This is a genomic window from Streptomyces sp. NPDC046887, from assembly GCF_040644755.1.
Lineage (GTDB): Bacteria > Actinomycetota > Actinomycetes > Streptomycetales > Streptomycetaceae > Streptomyces > Streptomyces lichenis.
Genome location: NZ_JBEYXH010000023.1, coordinates 1 through 26,114, shown reverse-complemented (window position 1 = coordinate 26,114; position 26,114 = coordinate 1). Strand labels below are relative to the sequence as shown.

The following is a 26,114-nucleotide window of genomic DNA, read 5'->3' as shown; positions in this document are numbered from 1 at the left end:
GGGCGTTGACCGGGGTATGACCAAGACCCATCGTGTACTCGCCGCCCTCGCGGTCGCCGCCGGCGCCTCCGCGCTCTCCGCCCCCTCCGCCTCGGCCGTCGCCGGGGTGCCCCTCCCGGTGGGCCCGGGCGCCCCGTCCGTCGTCAGCCGGGTGGACGAGCTCTCCTCGCTGGGGCTGCCCGCCGAGCGGGCCGCGCAGGTGCCCCGGGTGACCCAGCAGCTCGGCGGCCTCGGCGGGCTCCAGCAGATCGGGCAGGCCCGCCAGCTGATCGAGCCGGTGGCACCGGTGATGGGGCTGCTGCCGGTCACCGCCTGACGGAGTGAGTGGCGCGGGCCCGGGGCTTCGGCACCCGGGCCCGCGCCCGTTCCGGTGGGGCGGCCGGACGGGTCAGGCGTCGCTGTCGGAGTGGGCGGCGCGATGGGCGCGGATGATGCCCGCGTACCGGTGGCCGCTGCCCTTGACGGTGCGCCGCTGGGTGGCGTAGTCCACATGCACCAGGCCGAACCGCTTGTCGTAGCCGTAGGCCCACTCGAAGTTGTCCAGCAGCGACCAGGCGAAGTAGCCGGCCAGCGGCACGCCCTTGCGCACCGCCCGCGCGCAGGCCGCCAGATGCCGCTCCAGATACGCGGTGCGCTCCGGGTCGTCGATGCTCCCGTCCGCCCGTACGGTGTCGGGGTACGCGGAGCCGTTCTCCGTGATGTACAGCCGTCGGGCCCCGTACTCCTCGGTGAGCCGCAGCAGCAGCGTCTCGATGCCGCCCGCGTCGACCTCCCAGCCCATCTGGGTCACCGGCACCCCGGGCCGTTCGACCTGGCGGGCGAAGGGCGCGGGGCCGTCCGGGTCGTCGGCGACCACGGCCGGGAAGTAGTAGTTCAGGCCCAGCCAGTCCAGCGGGGCCGCGATCACGGCCGCGTCGCCGGGGCGTTCGGGCAACTGGACCCCGTACACCTCCACCATGTCCGCCGGGAAGCCGCGGCCGTGCACCGGGTCCAGCCACCAGCGGTTGGTGTGGCCGTCCATCCGCCGGGCGGCGGCCAGGTCCTCGGGGCGGTCGCTGGCCGGGGCCACGGTGGAGAGGTTGTTGACGATGCCCACCCGGGCGTCCGGCGCGGCGGCGCGTACCGCCTGCGCGGCCAGGCCATGGCCCAGCAGCAGATGGTAGGAGGCGCGTACGGCGGCGGTGAGGTCCCGAGTACCGGGCGCCATCCGGCCCTCCAGATGCCCGATCCACGCCGAGCAGAGCGGCTCGTTGAGGGTGGCCCAGTGGTGCACCCGGTCGCCCAGCCGTTCGGCGACGGCGGAGGCGTAGCCGGCCAGGTGGGTGGCGGTGTCCCGGACCGTCCAGCCGCCGCGGTCCTGGAGCGCCTGCGGCAGGTCCCAGTGGTAGAGCGTGGCGGAGGGGGTGATGCCGGCCTCCAGCAGGCCGTCCACCAGCCGGTCGTAGAAGTCGAGCCCTCGCCCGTTGACCGGGCCGTCGCCGCCGGGCACGATCCGCGGCCAGGCGATCGAGAAGCGGTAGGCGCCGGTCCCCAGCCGCCGCATCAGCGCGATGTCCTCGGGCCAGCGGTGGTAGTGGTCGCAGGCGGTGTCGCCGTGGTCGCCGCCGTCGATCGTGCCCGGGGTGTGGGAGAAGGTGTCCCAGATGGAGGGCGCCCGCCCGTCCTCGGCGACGGCCCCCTCGATCTGGTAGGCCGACGTGGCCGTGCCCCAGGCGAAGTCGGGCGGCAGGGCGGCGTAGTCGGTGAACTCGGTCACGGATGTCCTTTCACGATCCTTGCGAAGGGGGCGTCACTTGACGGCGCCGGCGGTCAGCCCGGCCACCAGATAGCGCTGGAGCAGCAGGAAGCCGGCCACCACCGGCACGCTGACCACCAGCGAGGCGGCCATGATCTGGTTCCAGTAGACGTCGTTCTGGGTGGAGTAGCCCTGGAGCCCGACGGCCAGCGTCCGGGTGGTCTCGTTGGTCATCACCGAGGCGAACAGCACCTCGCCCCAGGCGGTCATGAAGGCGTACACCGCCACCGCCACGATCCCCGGCACCGCCGCCGGCACCACCACCCGCAGCAGCGCCTTCAGTGGTCCGCAGCCGTCCACCAGCGCGGCCTCGTCCAGTTCCCGGGGCACCGACTCGAAGTAGCCGATCAGCATCCAGACCGAGAACGGCAGCGAGAAGGTGAGATAGGTGAGGATCAGCCCGCCGCGCGAGCCGAACAGCGCCACCCCGGTCGCGTTGCCGATGTTGACGAAGAGCAGGAACAGCGGCAGCAGGAAGAGGATCCCGGGGAACATCTGGGTGGACAGCACCGTCACCGTGAACAGCCGCTTGCCGCGGAACCGGTAGCGGCTCACCGCGTACGCGGCGAAGACGGCGATCACCACCGAGCAGACGGTGGCCGCGCCCGCCACGATCAGCGAGTTGACGAAGTAGCGCGCCAGCGGCACGGTCTCCCAGATGTCGAGATACGGGCGGACGGTGAGCCCGCTCGGCAGCCAGCGGAACTTCCCCGAGACGTCCTGAAGCGGCTTCAGTGAGCTGGAGACCATCACATACACCGGCAGCAGGACGAAGGCGGAGAGCAGGGTGAGGAAGATCCGCTGCGACCAGAGGAAGGAGCGCGGCGGCGCCATCGGCGAGCGGACCGAGCGGACCGCTCGGGACGGGGGCGGATACCGGGAGGGGTCAGCCACGGGAGACTCTCCGCTCGCGCGAGGTGAGGAACAGGTACACGCCCGTCACCAGCAGCAGGAACAGCAGCAGCAGGACCGACATCGCGGAGCCGGCGCCGAAGTTCCAGGTGGCGAAGGACGACTGGTAGATATGGATGGAGACCAGGTTCGCCGCCTCCGGCGCCGCCTTGCCGAACAGCACGAACGGCGTGTTGAAGTCGTTGAACGTCCACAGGAACAGCACCAGGACCAGCACCTGGTTGACCGGCCGCAGCGAGGGCAGGGTGATCCGGCGCAGCTGCTGCCACCGCCCCGCCCCGTCCAGGGCGGCCGCCTCGTACATCTCCCGAGGCACGTTCTGCAGCCCGGCCATGATCACCAGGAAGGCGAACGGCCAGCCCTTCCACACCGAGACGGTCAGCAGGGCGATGAAGCTGTTGTCGCCGATCAGCCAGAACGACGGGGAGTCCAGCAGCCCCAGCTGGTCGTGGAGCACATAGTTCACCAGCCCGTTGTCCCGCTGGAACATGAACGACCAGGTGATCACCGCCGTGTACACCGGCAGCGCGTACGGGACGAGGAACAGCGCCCGCAGCAGGCCCCGGCCGCGGAAGGTGTCCTGGAGGTAGACGGCGGCGGCCGTGCCCAGCAGCCAGCAGAGCCCTACCGAGGCCACCGTGAACAGGCAGGTGGTGAGGAACGATTGGAGGAGCGCCTGCCCGGCGGGGGCGTCCAGGTCCACCACCAGCCGGAAGTTGTCCAACCCGCGCCAGGGGGCCGCGCCCCAGTCCCGCAGAGAGAACTGGGTCAGCTCGCGGAAGCTCATCGCCACACCGATGACGATCGGCAGCAGATGGACCAGGATTTCCAGCAGCAGGGCCGGCAGGAGCAGCAGGTAGGGCAGGGCCCGTCCCGGACGGCGCCCCTTCCGCGGGGAAGGTGGCTTGGCGGGGGCCGGCTCCCGGTCGCTGCGGGGGCCGGCGCTCGCGGTGGTGGTGGCGGTCATCGCGGTCGGCTCAGCCCTGCGCCATCTGCGCCTGCGCCTTGGTGAGTTCGGCCCGCACCGACTCCTCGGTCACCGGGCGCCCACCGGCGGCAGCGGCGAAGAGGTTCTTCACCGCGGTGCCCACCACCGTCTCGAACTGCGACTCGTTGGGCACCTGCGGCAGCGCCTGCGCGCTGGTGGCCAGGGTGCTGCGCAGCACCTTCAACTCCGGCCGGTCGAACGCCGGATCGGTCTGCGCGGCCTTCACCGGAGGGATCGAGCCGTAGGTGGAGCACAGCAGGCGCTGCTCCTCGTCGCTGGTCATGAACTTCACGAACTTCAGCGCCCCGTCGACGTTCCTGGTGTTCTTGAAGACCGCCAGATTGATCCCGGCCACCATGGAGTTGGTGCTGGTGCCCTGGCCGGGCGCGCCGGAGGCGACCGGCACCGGGGCGACCCCCCACGCGTCGTCCGCCATGCCCTGGGAGGCGAAGGTGGAGGCGGCCGCCTGCCAGAGCACCATGGCCGTCCGGCCCTTGGCGAAGTCGCTCAGCGACTGGTTCTGCGCGTACTCGGCGTTGCCGGGCGCGATGATCTTGTCCTTGGCCATGAAGTCGACATACTGCTTCACGGCCTTCACCGCCCCGTCGGAGGTGAAGTCGGGCTTGCCCTGGGCGTCGAAGAAGTCCGCCCCGTGCTGCTTGCCGAGCACGAACACCTGGTGGATGTTGTTGGAGAGGTTGGCGCCCTCCGCGCCCAGCGCCCATGTGCCGTCCCTGGACAGCTTCTTCCCGGTGGCGACCAGCTCGTCCCAGGTCGCCGGGGGACCCGCTATCCCCGCCTCGGCGAACATCTTCTTGTTGTAGTAGAGCGCGTAGGACATGGAGTACAGCGGCACCGCGGCCGGGTCCTGGCCCTGGGCACCGGTGGAGCCGAGCGCCGACTCCACGAACCGGTCCCGCCCGCCGATCTTCTTCAGACTGGTCTCGTCCCAGGGCCGCAGCGCCCCGGTGGCCTGGAGCGAGGCCGACCAGGTGTTGCCGATGTTCAGCACGTCCGGGCCCTGACCGGAGGTGGCGGCGGTCATGATCCGGTTGAGCAGGTCGGACCAGGGCACCACCTCCAGCTTCACCTTGATACCGGTCCGCTTCTCGAACTTCCTCAGCTCCGGTTCCAGGATCTTCTTGTCGGCCTCGATGTTCGGGCCCTGGTTGGACGCCCAGTAGGTGAGGGTCTTCGGCGACTCGTTGGAGCCGCCCGAGGAGGTGCCGCCCCCGCACGCCGTGGCGGCGGCGAGCAGGGAGAGGACGGCGGCACTGCCGGCCGCGGCTCGGACGGCTCGTGCACGGATTCTGCTCATGGCTCCGGGGGTCCCTTCCGGTGGAGCGAGCGGGGCCGAAGGACGGCGGACCGACGGCATCGGGGGAGAGGGCCAGGCTGCACCCTCCGAACGCCCTCACGGCTTAATTTAGGACGTGAGTTAAGCTCTCGTCAGCGGTACCGTCAAGGGGCCCGGCGGAAGGAAGTTCCGCGCCCCACACGGCCGATGGGCGGTATACAAGGCCGGTGGGCACGGACAGGGCCGAAGGGGGCCGGATGGCAGCGAGAACCGGGCGGACGGTCAACGACCTGCGGCGCAGCAACCGCGCCGCCGTACTGCGGAGGTTGTATTTCGGCGGCCCGCTGAGCCGCCAAGAGCTCGGCCCCGCCACCGGACTGAGCTCCGGGACCATCAGCAATGTGGTCGGCGACCTGGTTGGCGACGGGCTGCTCGAAGAGGCCGGGACGGTGGACTCCGACGGCGGCCGCCCCCGCACCCTGCTGCGGATCGCCCCCACCGCCGGACGGCTTATCGGCGTGGACGTCGGTGAGACCCGGGTGCGGGTCGAGCTGTTCGACCTCGCCCTCACCGAACTCGCCCGCGTGGAGCGGCCGATGAGCGGCGCCGCCGCCTATGACGTGGACGCGGTGGTGGCCCACATTCGCGACGGCGTCGCCGAGGTGCTGCGGGCGGGGGAGCCCGGCGGTGACGGCCGGCTGGTGGGGATCGGCGTCGGGGTGCCCGGGATCGTGGCCGCCACCGGGGAGCAGGGCGCCGTGGTGCACGGCCAGACCAACGGCTGGGACGCCGTCCCGCTGGAGCGGCTGCTGCGTACCGCCTGCCGGCTGCCCGCCGGGCTGCCGGTGCTGATCGAGAACGGCGCCCGCACCCTCGGCCAGGCCGAGATGTGGTTCGGCGCCGGGCGGGGCGCCCAGAGCGCCGCGGTGGTCCTGTTCGGCTCCGGGGTGGGCGCCTGCCTGGTCACCGACCGGGCCGAGCAGGGGCGCGCGCTGGAGTGGGGGCATGTCACCGTACGGGTCGGCGGCCGGCGCTGCCGCTGCGGCGCCCCCGGCTGCCTGGAGGCCTACGCGGGCGCCGCGGCCCTGCTGGAGCGGTGGCGCGAGGCGGGCGGGCGGCCCCCCGGCGGCGCCGACGAGGAGGCCGCGCTCGCCGCACTGGTGGCCGCCGCCCACCCGGCGGAGGGCGGCACGGCCGACCCGGTGGCCTCGGCGGTGCTGGCGGAGACCGCCGAGTATCTGGGGGCCGGGCTCTCCGGGCTGATCAACCTGTTCCAGCCGGAGCGCGTGCTGGTCGGCGGCTGGGCCGGGCTGCTGCTCGGTCCGCGCTTCCTGGACGCGGTGCGCACCCATGCGGCCGCCTACGCGCTGGCCTACCCGGCGGGCCGGGCCACCATCGCCCTCGGCGCGCTCGGCCCGGACGCCGTCACCGTGGGGGCGGCCACCCTGCCGCTCGCGGTCTTCCTGGACGCGGGCGGGCGCCGGGAGGAGAGACAGCCGGAGCGGGAGGTGGTCCTCCCGGCCTGGCAGACCGCGATCCAGGGGCGGGTACGGGGCTGACCCCCGCCGGTCGTACGGGCACGGGCGGGGTGCCACCCCCGTGAGAGGCGCCCCGCCCGCGTTCAGGGGGCAGGTGGTCAAGGGCGGCTCACTTCACCGAGCCGGCCATCACGCCCTGGACGAAGTGCCGCTGGAAGGCGAAGAACACGACCACCGGCACGATCAGGGAGAGGAACGCGCCCGGCGCCAGGACATCGATATTGCTGCCGAACTGCCGCACCTGCGACTGGAGTTCCACCGTCAGCGGCTGCGCGGAGCTGTCGGCGAAGAGCAGCGCCACCAGCATGTCGTTCCACACCCAGAGGAACTGGAAGATCGCCAGGCTGGCGAGGGCCGGACGGCCCACCGGCAGCACCAGCCGGGTGAAGATCATCCACTCACCGCCGCCGTCCATCCGCGCCGCCTCCAGCATCTCGCGCGGGATGTCGGCGAAGTAGTTGCGCAGCAGGAAGACGGCGAACGGCAGCCCGTAGGCGACATGGAACAGCACCACACCCGGGATGGTGCCGAACAGCCCCAGCTGCCCGAACAGCTTCGCCACCGGCAACAGTCCCACCTGGACCGGGACCACCAGCAGCGCCACCACCAGCAGGAAGATCCAGTCCCGGCCCGGGAACTCCAGCCAGGCGAAGGCGTATCCGGCCAGCGCCGCGAGCACCACCACCAGCACGGTGGTGGGCACCGAGATCAGCACGGTGTTCCAGAACGCCCGGGTGATCCCCGCATTGCCCAACAGGGTCGTGTAGTTGTCGAGCGAGAGCTGACCGGGGCTGGTGAGCGCCGTCCACCAGCCGCTCGCCGCGTTGTCGTCCGTCGAGCGCAGCGAGGAGAGCAGCAGCCCGGCGACCGGGGTGATCCACACCAGGCCGACCACCGCCAGGAACGCCTGCACCAGACCGCTGCCCAGCAGGCGGCGCAGCCGACCGCCACCCGGTGGCCGGGGAGGCGCGGGCCGGGGCCCCGGCGGCGGGGCGGACGGCGACGACGGAGCCGGGGGAGGGGCGGTGGAGGTCGCGCTCATGACTGACTCCTGCGGAAGCGGCGGACGTTGAAGACCATGGCGGGGATCACCAGCAGCAGGAGCAGCACCCCGAGCGCACTGCCGAGCCCCTGGTCGTTGCCGCCGCCGAAGGAGACCAGCCACATCTGGGTGGCCAGCACCGTGGCGTCCTCCTGCACCGGGCCGGGGGCGATGATGTAGATCAGGTCGAAGACCTTCATCACATTGATCACCAGGGTGACGAAGACGACCGTCAGCACCGGCGCCAGCAGCGGCACGGTGATCCGCCGGAACACCTGCCATTCGTTCGCCCCGTCCATCCGGGCCGCCTCCAGCGCGTCACGCGGCAGCGAGGAGAGCCCGGCGCCGATCAGCACCATGGCGAACCCGGTCCAGATCCAGAGATAGGCGCCGATGATCGCCGGGGTGACCAGGGCCGGGCCCAGCCAGGAGACGCCCTCGAAGGGCGGGGCGAAGTTCGCCGCGGGCAGCCGTACCGTGTACGAGCCGTCCGCCAGGCCCTGGAAGCGGTACGAGCCGTCCGGCGCGGTGGTCGTCGTGGCGGCGGACACCCCGCCGTCCCGTACGGCCTCCACCGTCAGCCCGGGCAACCCGCGTTCGGCCGGGTCCACCGCCCCGGGGCGGCCCCCGCCGCCGGGGGTGAAGTCCAGATAGACGGCCCCGCGCAGCTCGCCGGGGCCCGCCTTCACCGCGGCCGGCGCGGGCTCCGCCTCGGCCGGCATCTCCTTGGGCGGTACGCCGACCAGCCCGAGGTTCACCGTGTGGCCCGGCGCCACGGCCTCGGCCGTACCGTAGGAGCCGTCCGGGGCCTCGGTGATCCCCTGGTCCTCCCGGGGCCGGGCGGTCGGGTAGGAGGACGTCCCGGCGAAGGCGTCGTGCACCCCGACCACCGCCGCGTTGAGCACGCCCTTGTCGGGGTCCTCCTCGTAGGCGAGCCGGAAGATGATCCCCGCCGCCAGGAAGGACACCGCCATCGGCATGAACAGCAGCAGCTTGAAGGCGGTCGCCCAGCGGACCTTCTCCACCAGCACGGCGAGGATCAGCCCGAGCCCGGTGAGCAGGGTCGGGGCGACGACCACCCAGATCGCGCTGTTGCGGAGGGCGGTCAGGGTGGCCGGGTCGCGGAACATCTCCGTGTAGTTGTCCCCGCCGACGAAGGCGGTCCCGGCCGCGTCGAAGAAGCTGCGGCCGACGGAGAACAGCACGGGGTAGACGACCAGGGCGCCGAGCAGCAGCAGCGCGGGGAGGACGAAGGCGACGGCGACGGTCCGCCGTCGGCGCTGGGCGCGCCGCCGGGGACCCGCGGCCCCCGCGGTGAGGGTCGTGGTCATCGCCGTCAGCCCTGGTACGCCTTGGCCGCGGCGGCCTCCAGCGCGGCCGCGGTCGCCGCCGGGTCCGAGGGGTCGCGCAGGAAGTCCTGGAGCAGCTTCCACTCGCCGACGCCCTTGGTGCCGCCGAAGGCGGCCGGTGCCTGGTCCGACATGTCGAAGCGCACCGCGTCACCGGCGGCTATCAGCGACTCGGCGGTGGCCCGCAGGGTGTCGTCACCGTACGAGGCCACATCCAGCTTCTTGTTGGGGGAGAGGAACCCGCCCGCCTCCGCCCACACGGCGGCCGCCTCCGGGGTGGCCAGGTACTCCGTGAAGGCCTCGGCGGCCTTCCGGTTCTTGCCGTCCTTCAGCATGACCGCCGCGTCACCGCCGCTGACGACGGGGGCCTTGCCGCCGGCGACCGCGGGGAACGGGAAGAAGGCGGCGTCCTGGCCGATCTTCTTGCCGAACTGGTCCTTGGCGATGCCCGCGACGAAGTCGCCCTCGTAGACCATGCCGGCCTCCGGGTCGGGGCCGAAGACCTTCTCCACCGAGCCGGGGAAGTCGGTGCCGAGCGCGCCCTTCTGCCCGCCCGCGATCAGCTTCTTGTCGGAGAACAGCTCGCCGAGGGTGGTCAGGGCCTTCACCACGCTGGGGTCGGTCCAGGGGATCTCGTGCCGGGCGAGCCGGTCGTACTTCTCGGGCCCGGCCTGGGAGAGGTAGATGTTCTCGAACCAGTCGGTGAGCGTCCAGCCGTCCTCGCCGGCCACCGCGAAGGCCGGCAGACCGGAGTCGGAGACGGCCTGACCGCTCTTCAGCATCTCCTCGTAGCTGGTCGGCGGCTTCACTCCGGCCTGCTCGAAGGCCTCGGGGCTGTACCAGACGGTCGACTTGTGGGCGGCCTTGAAGTACAGCCCGTAGAGCGTGCCGTCGACCGAGCCGTACTCCTTCCAGACCGGGGCGTAGCCGGCGTCGACGGCCTTGCCGGTGGCCGGGGTCAGCGGCTTGAGCCAGCCCTTCTTGGCGAACTGCTGCAACACGCCGACCTGCGGGACCATCACCACATCGGGGGCGTTGCCGCCCTCGATCTTGCTGCCGACGACCGTGGAGACATTGTCCCCGGTGGAGGTGAACTGCGTCTTCGCGCCGGTCTTCTCGGTGAAGGCGTCCAGCACCTTCTGGAAGTTCTTCTGCTCGGCGCCGGACCACACCCCGGCCACGCTGAGGGTCTGGCCGCTGAGCTCCTTGCTCCCGCCGCCCGCGCTCACCGGGCCGCCGCCGCAGGCGGTCGCCCCCAGCGCCAGGGTGAGGGCCGAGCAGCACGCCGTCGCCATCCGTCGCCGCATGGTCATCGTGATACCTCCGAGGTGGTGTGGTCCCCGGTCCACCAGGCGGCGGTGGATCCGGGCAGGACGCCGGCCGGGCAGGGGCCGCTGGACAGCAGGGGGGCGCCGGGGGCCGGTGCGGGCACCGGGTCGGCGGTGAAGTTGACGGCGCAGACCAGGCCCTCGCCGCGCTCGAAGACCAGGACACCGGGCGGGGAGGGCAGCCAGCGCAGCGTGCCCTCGCCCAACTGCGGCAGCCCGCGCCGCAGTTGCAGACCGTCCCGGTACAGGTGCCAGAACGAGTGGGTGTCGGCGAGCGCCCGGTCGGTGGCGTGCTCGGCGAACCAGCCGGGCTGCGGCAGCCACGGCTTGGCGCTCTCCGCGCCGGCGCTGAAGCCGAACGGGGAGGCGTGGCCCGACCAGGGGAGCGGCACCCGGCAGCCGTCGCGGATCCGGGCCCGGCTGCCGGTGCGCCGGAAGATCGGGTCGGTGAGCACCTCGTCCGGCAGGTCCACCACCTCCGGCAGGCCCAGCTCCTCGCCCTGGTAGATATACGCCGCGCCCGGCAGCGCCAGCATCAGCAGCGCCGCCGCCCGCGCCCGCGCGGCGCCCAGTCCGCTGCCCTCGGTGCCGCACTCGCCGTACCGGGTGACCGTGCGCACCTGGTCGTGGTTGTTGAGCACCCAGGTGATGGTGGAGCCGGTCCCGGCGATGTCCCGGACCGCCTCGTCGATCACCGTGCGGAAGGCCCCGGCGTCCCAGGGGGCGCTCAGCAGGTCGAAGAAGAACGCCTGGTGCAGCTCGTCGGGGCGCACATACCTGGCGTGCTCGCGGGCACTGGGTACGGAGACCTCGCCGACCAGCAGCCGTTCGCGGCCGTCCCGGGCCGTGTACTCCTCGCACACGGCCCGCCACTGGCGCCACACCTCGTGCACCTCGGGCTGGTTCCAGGCGAGCGGGTTGACCGAGTCGCGGGTACGGGCGTCGGCCTCGGGATCGGGGGAGTCCGGCAGCCCGGGGTGCTTGAAGAGCCCGGCGGCCACATCGATCCGGAAGCCGTCCACCCCCCGGTCCAGCCAGAACCGCAGCACCTCGTCGAAGTGGGCGGGCACCTCGGGGTTGCGCCAGTTCAGGTCCGGCTGCTCGGGCGTGAACATATGCAGGTACCACTGGCCGGGGCTGCCGTCCGGCTCGGTCACCCGGCTCCAGGCCGGACCGCCGAACATGGCGTGCCAGTTGTTGGGCGGGACGTCCCCGCCCGGGCCGCGGCCCTCGGCGAAGTGGAAGCGGGCGCGGGCCTCGCTGTCCGGGCCGGAGGCGAGCGCCTCGCGGAACCAGGCGTGCTCGGCCGAGCAGTGGTTGGGGACGATGTCCAGCAGCACCCGGATGCCGAGCCGGTGGGCGTCGGCCACCAGCCGGCCGAACTCGTCCAGGTCGCCGAAGACGGGGTCCACTGCGCGGTAGTCGGCGACGTCATAGCCGTGGTCGGCCTGCGGGGAGGGGTAGAACGGGCTCAGCCAGACGCCGTCCACGCCGAGCTTCTTCAGATACGGCAGACCGGCGCGGACGCCGGCCAGGTCGCCGATGCCGTCACCGGTGCTGTCCAGGAAGCTGCGGACGTACACCTGGTAGATCACCGCGTCCCGCCACCAGGGCGGGGCGGACCGGGGTGTGAGGTGCTGCGAGAGGCCGTCGTGGGCCGGAGCGGTGAGCATCACCCGTTGACCTGATTTCTCGAAGGGGTGCGCGCCATCCGGAGCGGGTAGCGGTTATGCATGCATGTTAGGTAGGTATGTCGAGAGGGTGTCAACGATGGTGCGGAAATCCGCCGAAGACTGCGGCTTATGTCCGACTATGGCGGACGGGATGGTCGCCTGCGGCTACCTAACAGGTAACTAGGACCGGAGAGAAAGGGGAACGCGTTCAGCGGCGGCGGGCGATGGCCGCGAGCTCGCCGGCCAGTCGCCGCACGGCGGCCGCGGGCGTCTGGTGCTGCGCCATCGCGTCCTGCGCCACGGCCTGCACGGCCAGGCTGACCTGTTCGTAGTGCGGGCTCTTGGGGCGCGGGGCCGCCGTCAGCAGGCTCTCCCGCAGCGCCGGCAGATAGGGGAACCGCCGCACCAGCGCCGGGTCCTCGTAGAGCGCCGCCCGCACCGGCGGCAGGGCGCCCTCGCTCAGCACCCGGCGCTGCACCGGCTCGCTGGTGAGGTACGCCAGGAGGTCGCGCGCCGACTCGGGATGGCGCGCGTGGCTGCTCACCGCCAGGTTGGAGCCGCCCAGCACGCTGGTGCCCGGGCCCGTGGTCCCGGGCAGCGGCACCGCGCCGAACTTCCCGGCCACCGCCGAGTCCTCGCCGGACGCCCCGGCGTAGGCGTAGGGCCAGTTGCGCAGGAACAGCAGCCTGCCCTCCTGGAACGCCCGGCGCGACTCCTCCTCGGTGTACGCCAGCGCTTCCCGGGGGATCCAGCCGTCCCGTACGCCCCGGGCCAGGAAGCCGATCCCGGTGCGGGCCGCCGCCGAGTCCACGGTCACCCGCTCGCCCTCGTCGCCGAGGATGGAGCCGCCCGCCGAGTACACCGCCTCCGCGGCGTTCACCGTCAGCCCCTCGTACGGCAGGAACTGGCCCGCGTACCCGTCGAGTCCGTACTCCGGCGCGAGGGTCCGTGCCTGGCGCTCCAGCTCCGCCCAGGTGCGCGGCGGCCGTTCGCCCGCCCGCGCCAGGACGTCCTTGCGGTAGTAGAGCATTCCGGCGTTGGTGACATACGGGACCGCGTAGAGCCGGTCGTCGTAGGTGGCGGTGCCCACCACCGGCGGCAGGAAGCTCTTCAACGGGAAGCGGGCGCGGTTCAGCGGGGCGATCCAGCCCGCGGCGGCGAACTCCGAGGTCCAGGCGACATCGATGTTGAGCACGTCGAACCGGCCCGCGCCCGCGCGCAGATCGGTGACCATCTGGGACCGGGTCTCGTCCGCCGAGTCCGGCAGCTCGACCAGGGTGACCTTCTCGCTCGGGTGCGCGCGGTTCCAGCCGTCCAGCACCCGGCCCAGATATCCGGTGAGATCGCCGGCCGTGGCCAGCGTCATCGGGCCGCGCCCGCCGTCCGGCGCCCGGCCTCCGGCCGCCGTACCGGAGGCCGCGTACCCGGTCAGGATGACCATGGCGACCAGGAGACCCCTACCCGCGGCATGGATCCACCGCATAGGTTCCTCCCCGAGCATCCGGCGCAGGACCTCGTCGTCCCCCGTCCCGGGCATGTATACCCGTTAGGTATGGGCGATACTAGAGCCCACATCACCTCGGGAGCAGGCCAAGGAGGACAGCACGGGTGCGCCTTCCCCTCCTCGCCCTGCTGGCAAGGGGCCCCGCCCACGGCTACGAGCTCAAGCAGGACCTTGAGCAACTGCTGGGCGCCGCGTACCCTCCCACCAACGTCGGCCAGATCTATGTCACCCTCGGCCGGCTGGAGAAGTCCGGGCTCATCGAGGGCGAGGAGATCGCCCAGGAGAGCCGGCCCAACAAGAAGATCTACCGCCTCACCGAGGCCGGGCAGGAGGCACTCCGCGCCTGGTTCGAGGAGACGGCCGACGAACCCCGGGTCCGGGACGAGTTCTTCATGAAACTCGCCCTCGCCCCGCGCACCGGGCTCGCCGACCAGATCGCCCTCATCAACAAGCAGCGACGCGAGTACCTCACCACCATGCGCAACCTCTCCAAGCTGGCCGCGGCCGAAGACCGGGACAACCGCATCGCGCATCTGCTCATCGAGGGCGCCATGCTCCACCTCCAGGCCGATCTCGACTGGCTGGAGCGCTGCCAGGAGGAACTGGAGGAGCTGCGGTGACCACGGACGCCTCCACCCCGCCCCTGCTGCGGGCCGAAGGGCTGGTCAAGACCCACCACGGCGAGGGGGCGCCCGCCCACGCGGTGCGCGGTGTGGACCTCGACGTCCGCCACGGGGAGTTCGTCGCGATCACCGGCCCCTCCGGCGCCGGCAAGTCCACCCTGCTGCATCTGCTCGGCGGGCTCCAGCGCCCCGACGGCGGCTCGCTCTGGCTCGACGGCGAGCGCACCGACGGCTACAGCGAGGCGCGCTGGGCGGTCGAACGGCGCCGCCGCATCGGCATCGTCTTCCAGTTCTTCAACCTGGTCTCCAACCTCACCGTCGCCGACAACGTCGAACTCCCCGCCCTGCTCGCCGGCACCCCCGCCCGCCAGGCCCGCGCCGAACGCGTCAAGCTCCTCGCCGAACTGGGCCTGGAGGGCAAGGAGCGCGGTATGCCCGGCGAACTGTCCGGCGGTGAACAGCAGCGCGTCGCCCTCGCCCGCGCCCTGGTCAACCAGCCCCGGCTGCTGCTCGCCGACGAACCGGCCGGCAGCCTCGACAGCAAGGGCACCCGCGAGGTCATGCGGCTGCTGACCCGCTTCCACCAGCGCGGCCAGACCATCGTCCTGGTCACCCATGACGCCCGGCTCGCCAGCGCCGCCGACCGGGTCATCAGCTTCTACGACGGCCGGATAGCCGACGACGCCGCACTCGGCGCCGTGCCCACCCGCCGCACCGGTCCGGCCGCCGTCATCGACCTGAACGACCCGAAGGACTGACCGGCGTGCGGGCCATGCTGCGCTGGGCGCACGCCGATCTGCGCACCCACCGGGGCGAGGCGCTGTTCCTGGTCGCCGCCACCGCCGGGATCGTCGCCTCACTACTCCTGGCCACCGCCCTGTTCGGCTACGCCACCAACCCCTGGCAGCGGGTCTTCACCCAGTCCTCGGGCGCCCATGTCTGGCTCCGCACCGGCCCCGCCGCCGACACCGGCCGGCTCGCCAAGCTCGACGGCGTCACCGCCGTCTCCGGCCCCTACCGCACCGCCACCACCACCGCCGCCTCCCGGGGCGCCCGGGCGAACGTCGAACTGCGCGCCACCGGCCCCGCCCCGCCCGCCACGGCTCGCCCGCTGATGGTCTCCGGCCGCTGGCTCGACCCGGCCGCCCCGGATGGCGTCGTCCTCGAAGCGGGCCTGGCCCGCGCCCTGTGGGCCGAACCCGGCGACCGGCTCACCGTCGCCGGCCGCACGCTCACCGTCCTCGGCACCGCCGAGACCGCCGAGCGCCGCTACCGCCCCGGCGAACGGCCCGGCACGATCTGGGCCCTGCCGTCCGCCGTGCCCTCGGGCAGCGGCGCGGGCCAGGTGGTCGGACTGCGGCTCGCCGACCCCGAGGACACCGACTACACCGTCCAGCGCGCCGTCACCGCGCTCGGCGCCGGGGCCGTCGGCGATGTCTCCACCTGGCAGCAGGCCCGCTCCGACGCCCAGGGCGACACCCGGCTGCTCGGCCAGGTCCTCGGGCTCTTCGGCCTCGGCGCCCTGCTCGCCGCCGCGCTCGCCGTGTTCGGCGCCATCAGCACCCGGGTGCGCGGCCACCTCCGCGACATCTCCGTCCTCAAGGCCGTCGGCTTCACCCCTGGCCAGGTGGTCCGGATCTTCCTGGTCCAGCATCTGGCGTTCGCCGTGCTCGGCGCGGCCCTCGCCGTCCTGCTCGTCCGGGCCGCGGGCGGCCGGCTGCCCGGCCGGCTCGGCGACGCGGTCCAGATGTGGCAGGGCCTGCCCGGACACCTGGCCGCCCTCCTCCTCGTCCCGGCCGCCGCCGTGCTGTTCATCGGGGCGGCCACCAGCCTGGCCGCCTGGCGGGCGGGCCGCGTCCCGCCCGTACCCGTACTGCCCGCGACCGCCGCCCCCGGCGGGGGAGGGCTCTCCGGTGCGGCCCGCACGGCCCTCGGGCTGCGGGTGCCGCCCGCCCTGGTCCTCGGCTGGCACCGGGCCTTCGGGCGCGGCCGCCGCGCACCGTCCACCATCGCGCGCCTCGCCCTTCCCCTGCTGCTGATCACGGTGGCGCTCGGCGGCTGGACGACCATCGAACGCTTCGACAGCCGCCCCGAGCAGGTCGGCCTGGCCGCCGCGCTCACCGCCCGCCCCGACGCCACCCTCACCGACCGGGAGGCGGCCGCGCTGCTGCGGGCCCACCCGGACGTCACCGCGGCCCACCCCGGCCTGGAGGTCGCCGCCCTCGTCCCCGGCCAGACCGGTACCGTCGCCCTGCGCGGCCTCGGCACCCGCGCCCACCCCTACCCGTACGCCATCGCCGAAGGCCGGGCCGCGCACGGCCCCGACGAGGCCGTCGCCGGACAGGGGCTGCTCGACCTGCTCGACGCCCGGGTCGGCGACTGGATACGGCTGACCGTCGGCGGCCACCCCCAGGTGCTGCACCTGGTCGGCCGCAGTATCGAACCGGAGAACGGCGGCCGGGTGGTGTCCACCTCCCTCGACACCCTGCGCGAGAACCACCCCGGTCTGCGCCCCACCCTCTACCAGCTCCGACTGCGCCCGGGCGCCGACCCGCGCGCGGTGGCCGCCGACCTCGCCGAGGCCTCCTCCTCCCGGTTGGACATCCAGTCGGCCACCGGCCCCGCCGACCGCCTCACCGCCCTGCGCGGAGTCGTCGCCGGACTGATCGCCGTCCTCGCCCTGATCGGCCTCACCGAACTGTCCACCGCCATCGGCGGCACCATCCGGGACGGCGGACGGGACCTGCTCGCCCTCAAGGCCATCGGCCTGACCCCGCGCCAGATCACCGCCGTCACCATCACCGCGACCGGCTGCACCGCCCTGGCCGCCGCCCTCCTCGGCACCGCCCTGGGCGTCCCGCTGGCCCACTGGCTGATCGACCACGAGGCCCGGGCCACCGGCATCGGCGCGGGCATCGCCCACGCCCCGCCCCTGCCGCACCTCCTGGCGCTCACCGCCGCCGCCGTCGCCGGGGCGGTCGCCCTCGCCGTCCTCCCCGCCGCCCGCGCCACCCGCCACCGCCTCGCCGACACCCTCAGCGCGGTGGTCTGAGGCTCGCACTAGAGTTCCCGCCATGGCGATCGACACGGACGTCGTGGTGGTGGGGGCCGGGCCGGTAGGACTGAGCGCCGCCCTTCTCCTCGCCCGGGCGGGGCTCGGCGTGGTGGTGCTGGAACGGCGGCCCGGACCGGTCACCGAGTCCCGGGCCACCGATCTGCACGCCCGCACCCTGGAGGCCCTGGCGCCCAGCGGACTGGCCGACGCGCTGCGCCCGTTGGGGAGGGCGGTGGACGCGGTGGACTTCCGGAGCGGGACGCGCAGGCTCGGCGGCTTCACTCTGGGGCGGCTGCGCTCCCCGTACCCGTACATCCTGACCGTCCCCCAGTGCGCCACCGAGGGACTGCTCGCCGAGGAGGCGATACGGAACGGTGTACGGGTGCACCGCTCGGTTCCGGTGCGCTCGGTGGAAGAGGACGCCGACGCCGTCACCGTACGGTCCGACGCCCTCGAACCGCTGCGCGCCCGCTGGGCGGTGGCGGCCGACGGGGCGTCCAGCACCCTGCGCACCCTGGCCGGTACGGCGTTCCGCGGCCGGACCTACCCCGGCACCTGGCAACTGGCCGACCTGCGGGTCGAGGACCCCTCGCTGGACCCGGCGCGAATCCATATGGTCGGCGGGGAGCGCGGGCTCCTCGTGGTGCTGCCGATGCATCTCGACGGCTGGGCCCGGGTGGTGCTCCAACGACCCCACACCCCCGCGCCGTTCGAAGACGGCCCCGAGGCGCTGGCCGCCGAGGCGTCGGCCCGGGGATGGACGGCGACGGTACGCGAATGCCGCTGGACCAGCACCTTCCGCACCCAGCGGCGCCTCGCCGCACGGCACCCCGGCTCCCGGGTGCTGCTGATCGGCGACGCCGCCCATGTGTGCAGCCCCATCGGCGGCCAAGGCCTCAACCTCGGCCTGCGGGACGCCGTCTCCCTCGCCGCCGTGCTGCCCGCCGCCACCGCGCGCGGCGGTCCGGCGGCCGACGGGCTCACCGCCTGGCGCCGCGCCCGCCGCGCCGACGCCCTCGCGGTGCTCGCCCGCACCGACCTCGCCACCCGCGCCTGGACCCTGCGCGCGGCCCCCGCCCGCGCGGCACGGGACACCGCCCTGCGCGGGGTGCTCACCACCCCGGCCGGCCGCCGCCTGCTCGCCGAGTCGATCGCCGGCCCGCGCCCGCGCCGCCGCTGAACGGCCGCCACGAGGAGGAGAATTGCCCTATCCGGTGGTTTGAAGCGGTTTCCCGGTTGCGGGGAGGGCTCGGCGGCCAGGGTGTCCGGTGGCCCGGTCCGTTCGGGTCCGCCGCCGGGGACGGCGGTGTCCCGCGTTAAGGAAGCGAGTCCCATGACCGCCGTGTTCACCGCCGCGCTGATCGCCCGGCACAGCGACAAGGCCGTATCCGTCCACGGGGAGAAAAGGGACGACGGCACGGCCGTGGTCCAGTGGCCGTACCAGGGCGGCGACCACCAGAAATGGAACCTGGAGGCCACCAGCGGCGGCTACTACGTGGTGCGCGCCGTGCACAGCGGCAAGGCGCTCTCGGTGGACGGGGAGAGCACCGCGGACGGAGCGAAGACCGTCCAGTGGGGCGAGGTGACCGGGCCGCACCAGGAGTGGCGCCTGGTGCAGAAGGACAACGGCTACTTCGCCCTCCAGAACCGCCACAGCGGCCAGTACCTCTCCGTCCACGGTGAGAGCCCGGACAATGGCACCGCGCTGGTGCAGTGGCCCGGCGGGGACGCCCCGCACCAGCAGTTCCGTCTCGGATAGCCCCTCCCTCCGCCCGGTCGGCGGCTTCGGTGGCCCAGGCGGTCGCCGGAGCCGCCGGGGCCACCGACCGGCTGCGGCGCCCTTTTGCCGGAACGGCAAGGTCCCGTGCCGGGGGGCCGGGGGCCCGGAAGACTCGGACGCGTACCCCGGCGGCAGGCCGTTCCCGGCCCCTCACCCCTTACGGAGACCCGATGAGCACCACCCCACCGGTCCGCTACTGGGACGGCGTCCACGCGGCCCGGCGGCCGGCCGCCGATCCACGGCCGAACGCACGGCTCACCGAGGCGGTGAGCACTCTGCCGCCCGGGGACGCCCTGGACCTCGGCTGCGGCGAGGGCGGTGACGCGCTGTGGCTCGCCCGCAGGGGGTGGCAGGTCACCGCCGTGGACGTCTCGGCAGTGGCGGTCGAGCGGCTCACCGGACTCGCCCGCTCACACGGCCTGGGCGACGCCGTCGCCGCCGAACGCCACGACCTGGGCGAGTCCTTCCCGTACGGCGCGTTCGACCTGGTCTGCGCCCACTATCTGCACACCCCGCTCGACCTGGACCGGACGACCGTGCTGCGGACCGCCGCGTACGCCCTGCGCCCGGGCGGGCGGCTGCTCGTCGTGGACCACGGCTCGACCGCCCCGTGGTCCTGGAACCAGGACCCCGAGGTCCGGTACCCGAGCCCGCGGGAGGTCGCCGCGGACCTCGACCTGGACCCGGCGGTGTGGACGGTCGAGCGGGCCGAGGCGCTCCGCCGGACCGCGACCGGGCCGGACGGGCGCACCGCCGAGGTCACCGACCATGTCCTGCTCATCCGCCGCACCCGCTGACCGACGCGTCCCATGAACCCGCCACCGCCGGACCGGCGACCGATGACCGATGACCGGCGATCGGCGATCGGCGACCGGCGACCGCAAGGAGGCACCATGTCCGCCGCCCCGCACCGCGCCCGCCGCGACACCCCGCCGCCCCGTACCGGGAACAGCGAGGCCGAGGTACTGCGCGGCTTCCTCGGCTATCTGCGGACCTCCGTCGCCGCGAAGGTCGAGGGTGCCCCCGAACCGGCGGTCCGCACCTCGCCGGTGGCGTCCGGCACCCATCTGCTCGGCCTGCTGGGCCACCTCACCCGGGTCGAGCGGGCGACGTTCCTCGGGGAGCGGGTCGGCGACTGGCAGGCGACCTTCCACGCCGCGCCCGAGGACAGCGTGGCCGAGGTCGTGGCCCGCTACCGGAAGGCGGTCGCCGAGGCCGACGCGGTACTCGACGACGTACTCGACGGAGGCGGCGACCTCGGCGCACCGCTGCCGCGCCCCCGGCCCAACAGCCCCGCACCCAGCGTCCGCTGGGCCCTCACCCACCTGATCGAGGAGACCGGCCGCCATGCCGGCCACGCGGACATCATCCGTGAGCTGATCGACGGCTCGACCGGCCGCTGACCGTCCCGCCGGGAGGCCCCCAGGCTGTGTGATCGGCGTCACCACCCTCCCGGCGTGAAATCGCGTTTCGCCGAGGCGTGAGGGTGCGGAAGCGGGGTAACCGCGCCGTCGTGACCGCAACCGCGGCACCGTGCCGGACCCTGTGGCTGCGGAAGGCGATGCACATGCCCCTGACGACGGATGGGACCACGGAGCGGCTTTCGCCGCTGGATGTGGTCTCGGCCAGCGTCGCCTACGACGGTGACCCGGCCTGTATCGCCGAGGCCCGCGACTTCGCCGCCGGGTTCCTGGACCGGCTGAGCGCGGATCACGGCCAGGAGGTCTCCGGCCGGGCGTTCGCGGTGACCCAGCTGGTGGTCAGCGAACTGGTCACCAACGTCTGCAAGTACGCCCCCGGCCCCTGTGTGCTGGACCTGCGGCTGGCGGACCGGATGGTCGAGGTCGCCGTCTGGGACTCCGACCCGGTGCTCCCGCTGCCGCGCACCCCGGAGGCCGGCCGGGTGGGGCAGCACGGCCTGGAGATCGTGCTCGCCGTGAGCCAGGGGTACGAGGTGCGCCGGGAGCCGGTCGGCAAGCGCACCCGCGCCCTGATCGCCCTCCAGGACGACCCGGGCGGCGCCCCCTCCGGAATGGCGCCGGGCGTCGCCTGACCCGCCACCCGCCCACCGGCCCCGCAGCCTCCCGGTGCCCGTCGGAGAACCCTCCGGCGGGCACCGCCTCGTTGTCCGGCCACGGGCGGGCGGATACCGGACGTGCATGGGGCCATTGGGCTGTACGAGGTATGGGATGCCGCCGTCCGGGTATCCGAGCGGAGCCCGTTCGGGGGCATCGACGTGAAGGAGACCGCCGTGCTGATGGCACACCCCGCGATTCTGAGCGACCTCGTCAAGGAGTACGAGACCCTGCGCACCCTCGACGCGCAGAAGGCCGTCAGCACGGAGGTGCGCCGCCGCATGGAGGACGTGACCTACACCCTCTGCGTCTCCACCGGCACCCGGGACGCCGAGAGCGCCCTCGCGGTGGCCCGCCGGCAGCTCGCCGCACACCGCCAGGACGACGCGGTGCTGAAGGCCTGAGCCGGCCGGGTCCCGGACCGTGCCGCCGCCCCTCCCGGGGCCTGAGGTGCGGTCCGGCGGCGGCCCTGCTTCCCTGGTGGGTGCCGGTTCATCCGATTCCGAGCCCGTTCTTCGAGGAGGCCGTGATGAGTACCGCAGACGAGGCCCGTGGCCGGGTCCGCCAGATGCGCGACAAGGCGCAGCAGCTGGACCGGGCGGCCGAGGGCGTCGACGACCAGCAGGAGCGGCAGCGGCTCCAGGACAAGGCCCGCCGCCTGAGGGACCAGAGCGATCAGGAAGCCGCCATGGCGAGCGGCGACATCGATCCGATCATCTGACGCGACGCGGGGGCTCCTCGGCCCCGGCGCCTGCCGATACGGCGGTCGGGCCGTCCGGACGGACGGCCCGACCGCCGTACGCCGTCCCGGCCGTTGATCCGGTGCCGTGCGTGCGGGACGCCCCAGGGGGTACGCGGAGGCGGACTGTTGCCCCTGGCATCACCACCGTTGAGTGAGAGGCGGTCCCATGTCCGCGACCCTGACCCGGGTGCTCGGAGCGGCCACGGCCGCGTACGGCCTGGCCCTCGTCGCCCGGCCCGAGGTGCTCGCCCGGCCCACCGGGCTGGTGGACGAGGAGGGCCGGGTGCCGCGGCCGACGGCCCTGCTGATCCGCTCGCTGGGCGCCCGGGACGCGGCGATCGGCGCCGCCATGGTCCTGGCCGGCGACCGCGCCTCGCGCCGGCTGGCCACCGCCTGCCGGATCGCCGCGGACGCCTCCGACGCGGTGGTCTTCGGCACGCTCCTGGAAGAGCCGGACAAGCGGCGCAAGGCCGTGGGGGTGGCGGCGGCCTGGGGTGTGCTGTGCGCCGCCGCCCTCTACGCCTCCGAACGCGACTGATTCCCCGTCGTGGGGACGGTCGTCACCAGCGGTCGCGGTGGACGACCTCGGCCACCGGACGGCGCCGCACCGGGCCGAAGTTGCCGAGCGGCCAGCCCACCGGGACGGCGGCGAAGGTGTTCATGTCGGCGGGGATGCCGAGCACCTTCTTCCACTCGTCCTCCAGCATCAGGTGCCAGATGGTGATGTTGGCGGCCAGGCCCAGAGCGCGCGCCGCCAGCAGCAGGTTCTGCACGCCCGGGTAGACGCAGGAGCCCTCCGCCAGCGCCTGGAAGCGGGTCTGGCCGGTGACCATCCGCTCCGCGGCCTGGGGTCCCAGCGCCTCGGCGGAGGCCCGCAGCCCCTCCTCCTCGATACGCGGCGGCGGGAACTGGTAGCAGGGCACGATCAGCGCCGGGGTGCCCGCGAAGTGGTCGCGCTGGTACTCGATGGCGGCGACCATCCGCCGGTAGGCGGCCTCGTCCATGCCCGAGGGCGCGTACTTGCCGGTGGTCGCGAGATAGGCGTCCACACACCGCCGCCACAGCGGTGCCAGCTCCGCCATGACCGCGCGGTCGGTCACCACCACGTACTCGAACCGCTGCATGTTGCCGCCGCTGGGGCCCCAGACGGCCGCCTGGACGAGCCGGTCGAGCAGCTCGTCCGGGACCGGGTCGGCCTTGAGGCGCCGCATGGCCCGCATGGTGGACATGGTGGCGAAGAGCTCGGGGGCCGCTGCCGGGCCGCCGGTGTCCGCCGGTGCCGGGTGCGCTGCGGAAGCTTCGGAAGTCATGATCGCGAAGTGTAGGCCGAACGGCCGAGGTGGGGGAGGGGTCGGCCGGCAGGACTCACGACCGCCCGCCGCCCCGGCGGGTGCCGTAGGTCCGGACCCGGAGGTACGGGGCGGCGTCCGGCAACCGGTCCGGCTCGGCCGCGCCGATCCTCGCCAGCGCGAGGGCGCCGTCCAGCGAGGAGCCCGCGGGCGGCACCACCCGGACGTCCGGACGGGCGGCGGCCACCGCCTCCCGGAACGGCGCCCCGAGCAGGTCGCCGGCGGCGAACAGGCTGCCGCACCAGGACACCACCGGCCCCCGGCTCCCCGACCTCTCCCTGGTCTTCGGCCCCTCGGGCAGGGCGGACACCACGGTGGCGGCCAGCTGCTCCGCGGCCCGCCGCCAGATGCCGAGGGCGACCGGGTCGCCGCCCCGGGCCGCGGCGGCCGTGTCGGGGGCGAAGGCGGCCATCCGCCCGGCGACGTCCCCGTACGGGTACAGCAGGGCCGGCCAGCCCTCCGGCGGGCCGAAGCGCTCGACGGCCGCCGCCAGCAGGGCCGCCGAGCCGCCCGGCCGTCCGTCGTGGGCGCGGGCCGCGGCCCGCAGCCCCCGCTGCCCGATCCAGGCGCCGGCGCCCTCGTCACCCAGCAGATGCCCCCAGCCGTCCCGGTGGATCCACCGTCCGGCGAGGTCCGTGCCGAGGGCCACCGCACCCGTGCCGGCGGCCACCACGGCCCCGGGGCGGAAGCCGAGGGCACCGACGTAGGAGGTCACCACATCGGCGGCGAGCACCACCCGCTCGGCACCGAAGAGCCCCGCCAGGCCCCGGCAGACCTCCTCCGGTTCGGCGGTGAGATGGAGCAACCCGCTCAGCCCCACCCCGACCGCCGCCACCGGGGGCAGCGGGCGCGGCAGGGCGGCCCCCGCCTCCTCCAGGGCCCCGGCCAGACCGTCCAGCAGGGCACCGGTGTCGATGCCCGCCGCCCCGACGGTCCGCCCCGGTGCGCGGAGCTCCACGGTCCGGGGGCCCGCCCCCTCACCCGGCTCCCAGAGCAGACGGATCCGGCTACCGGTGCCGCCCACGTCCACCGCGGCCAGACAGGTCCCGGTCGGCGGCCGTACCCGTGCCCGCCGGCCCGGCGCCGCCGGCTCCTCCGGGCCCGCAACCGCCGGGCCCACGGTCCGCGCTCCCGCTGTCCGCTCCATGCGCCGGAACCTACCGGTGCCCGGGGCAGGCTTCAACGGAGTGTCCTCGGGGCCCTCTTCGCGCGTCCCGCGGGCTCTCGGGCCCATCCGGGAGCCCCCGCGCTCCGAACGCAGGGTGTGACCACCTCGACCGCACCTCCGTCCCACCCGCCCCGACCGCCCCGCCCGCCGCGCTTCGGGGGCGCCCGGGTGGTGCGCCCGCTGCTCGCCGGAGTGAGCGGGCTGCTGGCCGGGTACGCCGCGCTGGCCGTCGCCGAACTGGTGGCCGGGCTCGTCCGGCCCGGCGCGGGCCCGGTGACCGCGGTGGGCGGCGCCGCCATCGACCGTACTCCGGCGCCCGTCAAGGACTGGGCGATCCGCAGCTTCGGCGAGAACGACAAGGCGGTCCTGCTCTGGGGCATGCTCGCCGTCATCGCGCTGCTCGCGGCCGGCCTGGGGCTGCTCGCCGGGCGGCATCGGCGGGCCGGAGCGGCCGGCATCCTGCTGTTCGGGGTGGTCGGCGCGCTCGCGGCGATCGGCCGCCCGGACTCCGACTCGTACGCCGACGCCCTGCCGTCGCTCACCGGGGCGGTGGCGGGCGCGGCCCTGCTGTATCTGCTGAGCGGCCGGCTTCCGGCCCCGTCCCGGGAGGCCGCTTCCGACGGTGAGGCGGAGACGGGCTGGGACCGCCGCCGGTTCCTGGTCGCGGCGAGCGCCGCGGCCGCCGCGTCCACCGGCGCGGGGGTGGCCGGGCGGCTGCTCGGCGGGGCGAGGGCCGAGAACGCGGCCGCCTCCCGGGCGGCCGTGGTGCTGCCCGCGCCCCGGGAGCCCGCCGCCCCGCTGCCCCGGGGCGCCCAGCTCCGTATCCCCGGCATCTCCGCCTTCACCACGCCCAACCGCGACTTCTACCGGGTGGACACGGCCCTGGTGGTGCCCAAGGTGGACGCCGGGGCGTGGCGGTTGCGCATCCATGGGCAGGGCGTGCGCCGGCCGCTCAGCCTCTCCTTCCAGGACCTGCTGGGACGGGAGCTGATCGAACGGGACATCACCCTGACCTGTGTGTCCAACGAGGTCGGCGGGCCGTACGCCGGCCACGCCCGCTGGATCGGGGTACGGCTGAGGGAACTGCTGGCGGAGGCCGGGGTGCGCCCGCCGTCCCGGGGCGGCCCGGCCGACCAGCTGGTCTCCCGTTCGGTGGACGGGATGACCATCGGCACGCCCGTGGAGGACGTCATGGACGGGCGGGACGCGCTGCTGGCCGTCGGGATGAACGGCGAACCGCTCCCGTTCGACCACGGCTTCCCGGTCCGTATGGTGGTGCCCGGGCTGTACGGCTACGTCTCGGCCTGCAAGTGGATCCAGGACATCGAGCTGACCACCTTCGACGCCTATGACGCCTACTGGGTCAAGCGGGACTGGGCCGTGCGGGCGCCCATCAAGACCCAGGCCCGGATCGACACCCCCAAGCCGTTCGCCCGCCCGGGCGCCGGCACCGTGATGGTCGGCGGTGTGGCCTGGGCCCAGCACCGGGGGATCGAGAAGGTGGAGGTACGGGTGGACGACGGGCCCTGGGAGCGCGCCGACCTGGCCCCCGTGCCCTCCACCGACACCTGGCGCCAGTGGTCCTACCCCTGGCGGGCCGCGCCCGGTTCGCACACCCTGACCGTGCGCGCCACCGACGGGACCGGCACCACGCAGACCGAGAAGCGCACCCGCACCATCCCGGACGGGGCCAGCGGCTGGCACTCGGTGGTCGTCTCGGTGGAGTGAGCCCCCGCTATGCCAGGTGCCCGGCCCCGAGTACACAGGGGCCGGGCACCGATCCGTTCCGGCGGGCGGTGGGGTGGCGGGCCTTCCCGCCACCAGATCGGAAGAACGTGGGGGGGGGAGGGAAGGGTTGGGTTGTGGTGTAGTTGTAGGTGGTGGGGGGTTGATTTA

General features: G+C 73.9%; 25 protein-coding genes. 14 read left to right on the top strand and 11 right to left on the bottom strand.

The window, feature by feature from the left end; translation table 11 throughout:
* Positions 1 to 16 precede the first annotated feature (16 nt).
* Positions 17 to 316, top strand: coding sequence for a hypothetical protein (locus tag ABZ945_RS21155; protein ID WP_361271619.1), 300 nt, complete (start codon positions 17 to 19; stop codon positions 314 to 316).
* A 72-nt stretch (positions 317 to 388) separates the two neighbouring features.
* On the opposite strand, the gene ABZ945_RS21150 is transcribed toward ABZ945_RS21155, so the two are convergent.
* Genes ABZ945_RS21150 through ABZ945_RS21135 form a run of 4 tightly spaced genes read right to left on the bottom strand, consistent with a single transcriptional unit; the run spans position 389 to position 5,013 of the window.
* Complete coding sequence (locus ABZ945_RS21150) at positions 389 to 1,756, bottom strand: GH1 family beta-glucosidase (RefSeq protein ID WP_361271616.1); 1,368 nt, start codon at positions 1,754 to 1,756, stop codon at positions 389 to 391.
* 33 nt (positions 1,757 to 1,789) lie between these two features.
* Positions 1,790 to 2,629, bottom strand: a complete 840-nt coding sequence (locus ABZ945_RS21145) for a carbohydrate ABC transporter permease (RefSeq protein WP_361271792.1) — start codon at positions 2,627 to 2,629, stop codon at positions 1,790 to 1,792.
* 52 nt (positions 2,630 to 2,681) lie between these two features.
* Positions 2,682 to 3,674: a sugar ABC transporter permease gene (locus ABZ945_RS21140; RefSeq protein WP_361271613.1), complete on the bottom strand. Its 993-nt coding sequence runs from the start codon at positions 3,672 to 3,674 to the stop codon at positions 2,682 to 2,684.
* 10 nt (positions 3,675 to 3,684) lie between these two features.
* Positions 3,685 to 5,013, bottom strand: a complete 1,329-nt coding sequence (locus tag ABZ945_RS21135; protein ID WP_361271611.1) for a sugar ABC transporter substrate-binding protein — start codon at positions 5,011 to 5,013, stop codon at positions 3,685 to 3,687.
* 236 nt (positions 5,014 to 5,249) lie between these two features.
* Here ABZ945_RS21135 and ABZ945_RS21130 point away from each other — a divergent pair, with 236 nt between their 5' ends.
* Positions 5,250 to 6,551 carry an ROK family transcriptional regulator gene (locus ABZ945_RS21130; RefSeq protein ID WP_361271608.1) on the top strand — a complete coding sequence of 434 codons (1,302 nt, stop codon included), beginning with the start codon at positions 5,250 to 5,252 and terminating at the stop codon, positions 6,549 to 6,551.
* A gap of 88 nt (positions 6,552 to 6,639) precedes the next feature.
* On the opposite strand, the gene ABZ945_RS21125 is transcribed toward ABZ945_RS21130, so the two are convergent.
* The 5 genes from ABZ945_RS21125 to ABZ945_RS21105 form a co-directional block, all read right to left on the bottom strand.
* Positions 6,640 to 7,572: a carbohydrate ABC transporter permease gene (locus tag ABZ945_RS21125; RefSeq protein ID WP_361271605.1), complete on the bottom strand. Its 933-nt coding sequence runs from the start codon at positions 7,570 to 7,572 to the stop codon at positions 6,640 to 6,642.
* On the bottom strand, positions 7,569 to 8,903 hold the full coding sequence (locus tag ABZ945_RS21120; RefSeq protein ID WP_361271603.1) for an ABC transporter permease subunit: 1,335 nt from the start codon (positions 8,901 to 8,903) through the stop codon (positions 7,569 to 7,571). The genes ABZ945_RS21125 and ABZ945_RS21120 overlap by 4 nt, the downstream gene beginning before the upstream one ends.
* Before the next feature lie 5 nt (positions 8,904 to 8,908).
* Positions 8,909 to 10,228, bottom strand: a complete 1,320-nt coding sequence (locus tag ABZ945_RS21115; RefSeq protein ID WP_361271790.1) for an ABC transporter substrate-binding protein — start codon at positions 10,226 to 10,228, stop codon at positions 8,909 to 8,911.
* Between the two features lie 2 nt (positions 10,229 to 10,230).
* The gene (locus tag ABZ945_RS21110; protein ID WP_361271600.1) at positions 10,231 to 11,922 is read right to left on the bottom strand and encodes a glycoside hydrolase family 13 protein; all 1,692 of its coding nucleotides are present in this window, start codon (positions 11,920 to 11,922) and stop codon (positions 10,231 to 10,233) included.
* 208 nt (positions 11,923 to 12,130) lie between these two features.
* Positions 12,131 to 13,405: an ABC transporter substrate-binding protein gene (locus tag ABZ945_RS21105; RefSeq protein ID WP_361271597.1), complete on the bottom strand. Its 1,275-nt coding sequence runs from the start codon at positions 13,403 to 13,405 to the stop codon at positions 12,131 to 12,133.
* A gap of 125 nt (positions 13,406 to 13,530) precedes the next feature.
* On the opposite strand from ABZ945_RS21105, the gene ABZ945_RS21100 reads away from it, so the two are divergent.
* The 11 genes from ABZ945_RS21100 (at position 13,531) to ABZ945_RS21050 (ending at position 22,239) form a co-directional block, all read left to right on the top strand.
* Positions 13,531 to 14,046, top strand: coding sequence for a PadR family transcriptional regulator (locus tag ABZ945_RS21100; protein WP_361271594.1), 516 nt, complete (start codon positions 13,531 to 13,533; stop codon positions 14,044 to 14,046).
* Positions 14,043 to 14,807, top strand: coding sequence for an ABC transporter ATP-binding protein (locus ABZ945_RS21095; RefSeq protein WP_361271592.1), 765 nt, complete (start codon positions 14,043 to 14,045; stop codon positions 14,805 to 14,807). Before ABZ945_RS21100 ends, ABZ945_RS21095 begins: the two co-directional genes overlap by 4 nt.
* Before the next feature lie 5 nt (positions 14,808 to 14,812).
* Positions 14,813 to 17,101, top strand: a complete 2,289-nt coding sequence (locus ABZ945_RS21090) for an FtsX-like permease family protein (protein ID WP_361271590.1) — start codon at positions 14,813 to 14,815, stop codon at positions 17,099 to 17,101.
* A 22-nt stretch (positions 17,102 to 17,123) separates the two neighbouring features.
* The gene (locus ABZ945_RS21085) at positions 17,124 to 18,284 is read left to right on the top strand and encodes an NAD(P)/FAD-dependent oxidoreductase (RefSeq protein WP_361271587.1); all 1,161 of its coding nucleotides are present in this window, start codon (positions 17,124 to 17,126) and stop codon (positions 18,282 to 18,284) included.
* A gap of 153 nt (positions 18,285 to 18,437) precedes the next feature.
* Positions 18,438 to 18,863, top strand: coding sequence for an RICIN domain-containing protein (locus tag ABZ945_RS21080; RefSeq protein WP_361271584.1), 426 nt, complete (start codon positions 18,438 to 18,440; stop codon positions 18,861 to 18,863).
* A 191-nt stretch (positions 18,864 to 19,054) separates the two neighbouring features.
* Positions 19,055 to 19,681 carry a class I SAM-dependent methyltransferase gene (locus ABZ945_RS21075; protein ID WP_361271581.1) on the top strand — a complete coding sequence of 209 codons (627 nt, stop codon included), beginning with the start codon at positions 19,055 to 19,057 and terminating at the stop codon, positions 19,679 to 19,681.
* Between the two features lie 96 nt (positions 19,682 to 19,777).
* The gene (locus tag ABZ945_RS21070) at positions 19,778 to 20,287 is read left to right on the top strand and encodes a DUF664 domain-containing protein (RefSeq protein WP_361271578.1); all 510 of its coding nucleotides are present in this window, start codon (positions 19,778 to 19,780) and stop codon (positions 20,285 to 20,287) included.
* Between the two features lie 164 nt (positions 20,288 to 20,451).
* Entirely contained in the window at positions 20,452 to 20,937 is a 486-nt protein-coding gene (locus ABZ945_RS21065) for an ATP-binding protein (RefSeq protein WP_361271575.1), read from the top strand.
* Positions 20,938 to 21,135: 198 nt separating this feature from the next.
* Positions 21,136 to 21,363, top strand: coding sequence for a DUF5133 domain-containing protein (locus ABZ945_RS21060; protein WP_361271573.1), 228 nt, complete (start codon positions 21,136 to 21,138; stop codon positions 21,361 to 21,363).
* A gap of 125 nt (positions 21,364 to 21,488) precedes the next feature.
* A complete protein-coding gene (locus tag ABZ945_RS21055) occupies positions 21,489 to 21,680 on the top strand; it encodes a DUF6381 family protein (protein ID WP_361271570.1) in 192 nt (63 codons plus the stop codon).
* A gap of 187 nt (positions 21,681 to 21,867) precedes the next feature.
* The gene (locus ABZ945_RS21050; protein WP_361271567.1) at positions 21,868 to 22,239 is read left to right on the top strand and encodes a hypothetical protein; all 372 of its coding nucleotides are present in this window, start codon (positions 21,868 to 21,870) and stop codon (positions 22,237 to 22,239) included.
* A 22-nt stretch (positions 22,240 to 22,261) separates the two neighbouring features.
* On the opposite strand, the gene ABZ945_RS21045 is transcribed toward ABZ945_RS21050, so the two are convergent.
* Both ABZ945_RS21045 and ABZ945_RS21040 read right to left on the bottom strand, forming a co-directional pair.
* On the bottom strand, positions 22,262 to 22,930 hold the full coding sequence (locus ABZ945_RS21045; RefSeq protein ID WP_361271786.1) for a nitroreductase family protein: 669 nt from the start codon (positions 22,928 to 22,930) through the stop codon (positions 22,262 to 22,264).
* Positions 22,931 to 23,066: 136 nt separating this feature from the next.
* The gene (locus ABZ945_RS21040; RefSeq protein ID WP_361271564.1) at positions 23,067 to 24,197 is read right to left on the bottom strand and encodes a BadF/BadG/BcrA/BcrD ATPase family protein; all 1,131 of its coding nucleotides are present in this window, start codon (positions 24,195 to 24,197) and stop codon (positions 23,067 to 23,069) included.
* Positions 24,198 to 24,386: 189 nt separating this feature from the next.
* On the opposite strand from ABZ945_RS21040, the gene ABZ945_RS21035 reads away from it, so the two are divergent.
* The gene (locus tag ABZ945_RS21035) at positions 24,387 to 25,946 is read left to right on the top strand and encodes a molybdopterin-dependent oxidoreductase (RefSeq protein ID WP_361271783.1); all 1,560 of its coding nucleotides are present in this window, start codon (positions 24,387 to 24,389) and stop codon (positions 25,944 to 25,946) included.
* The last annotated feature ends 168 nt before the right edge of the window (positions 25,947 to 26,114 follow it).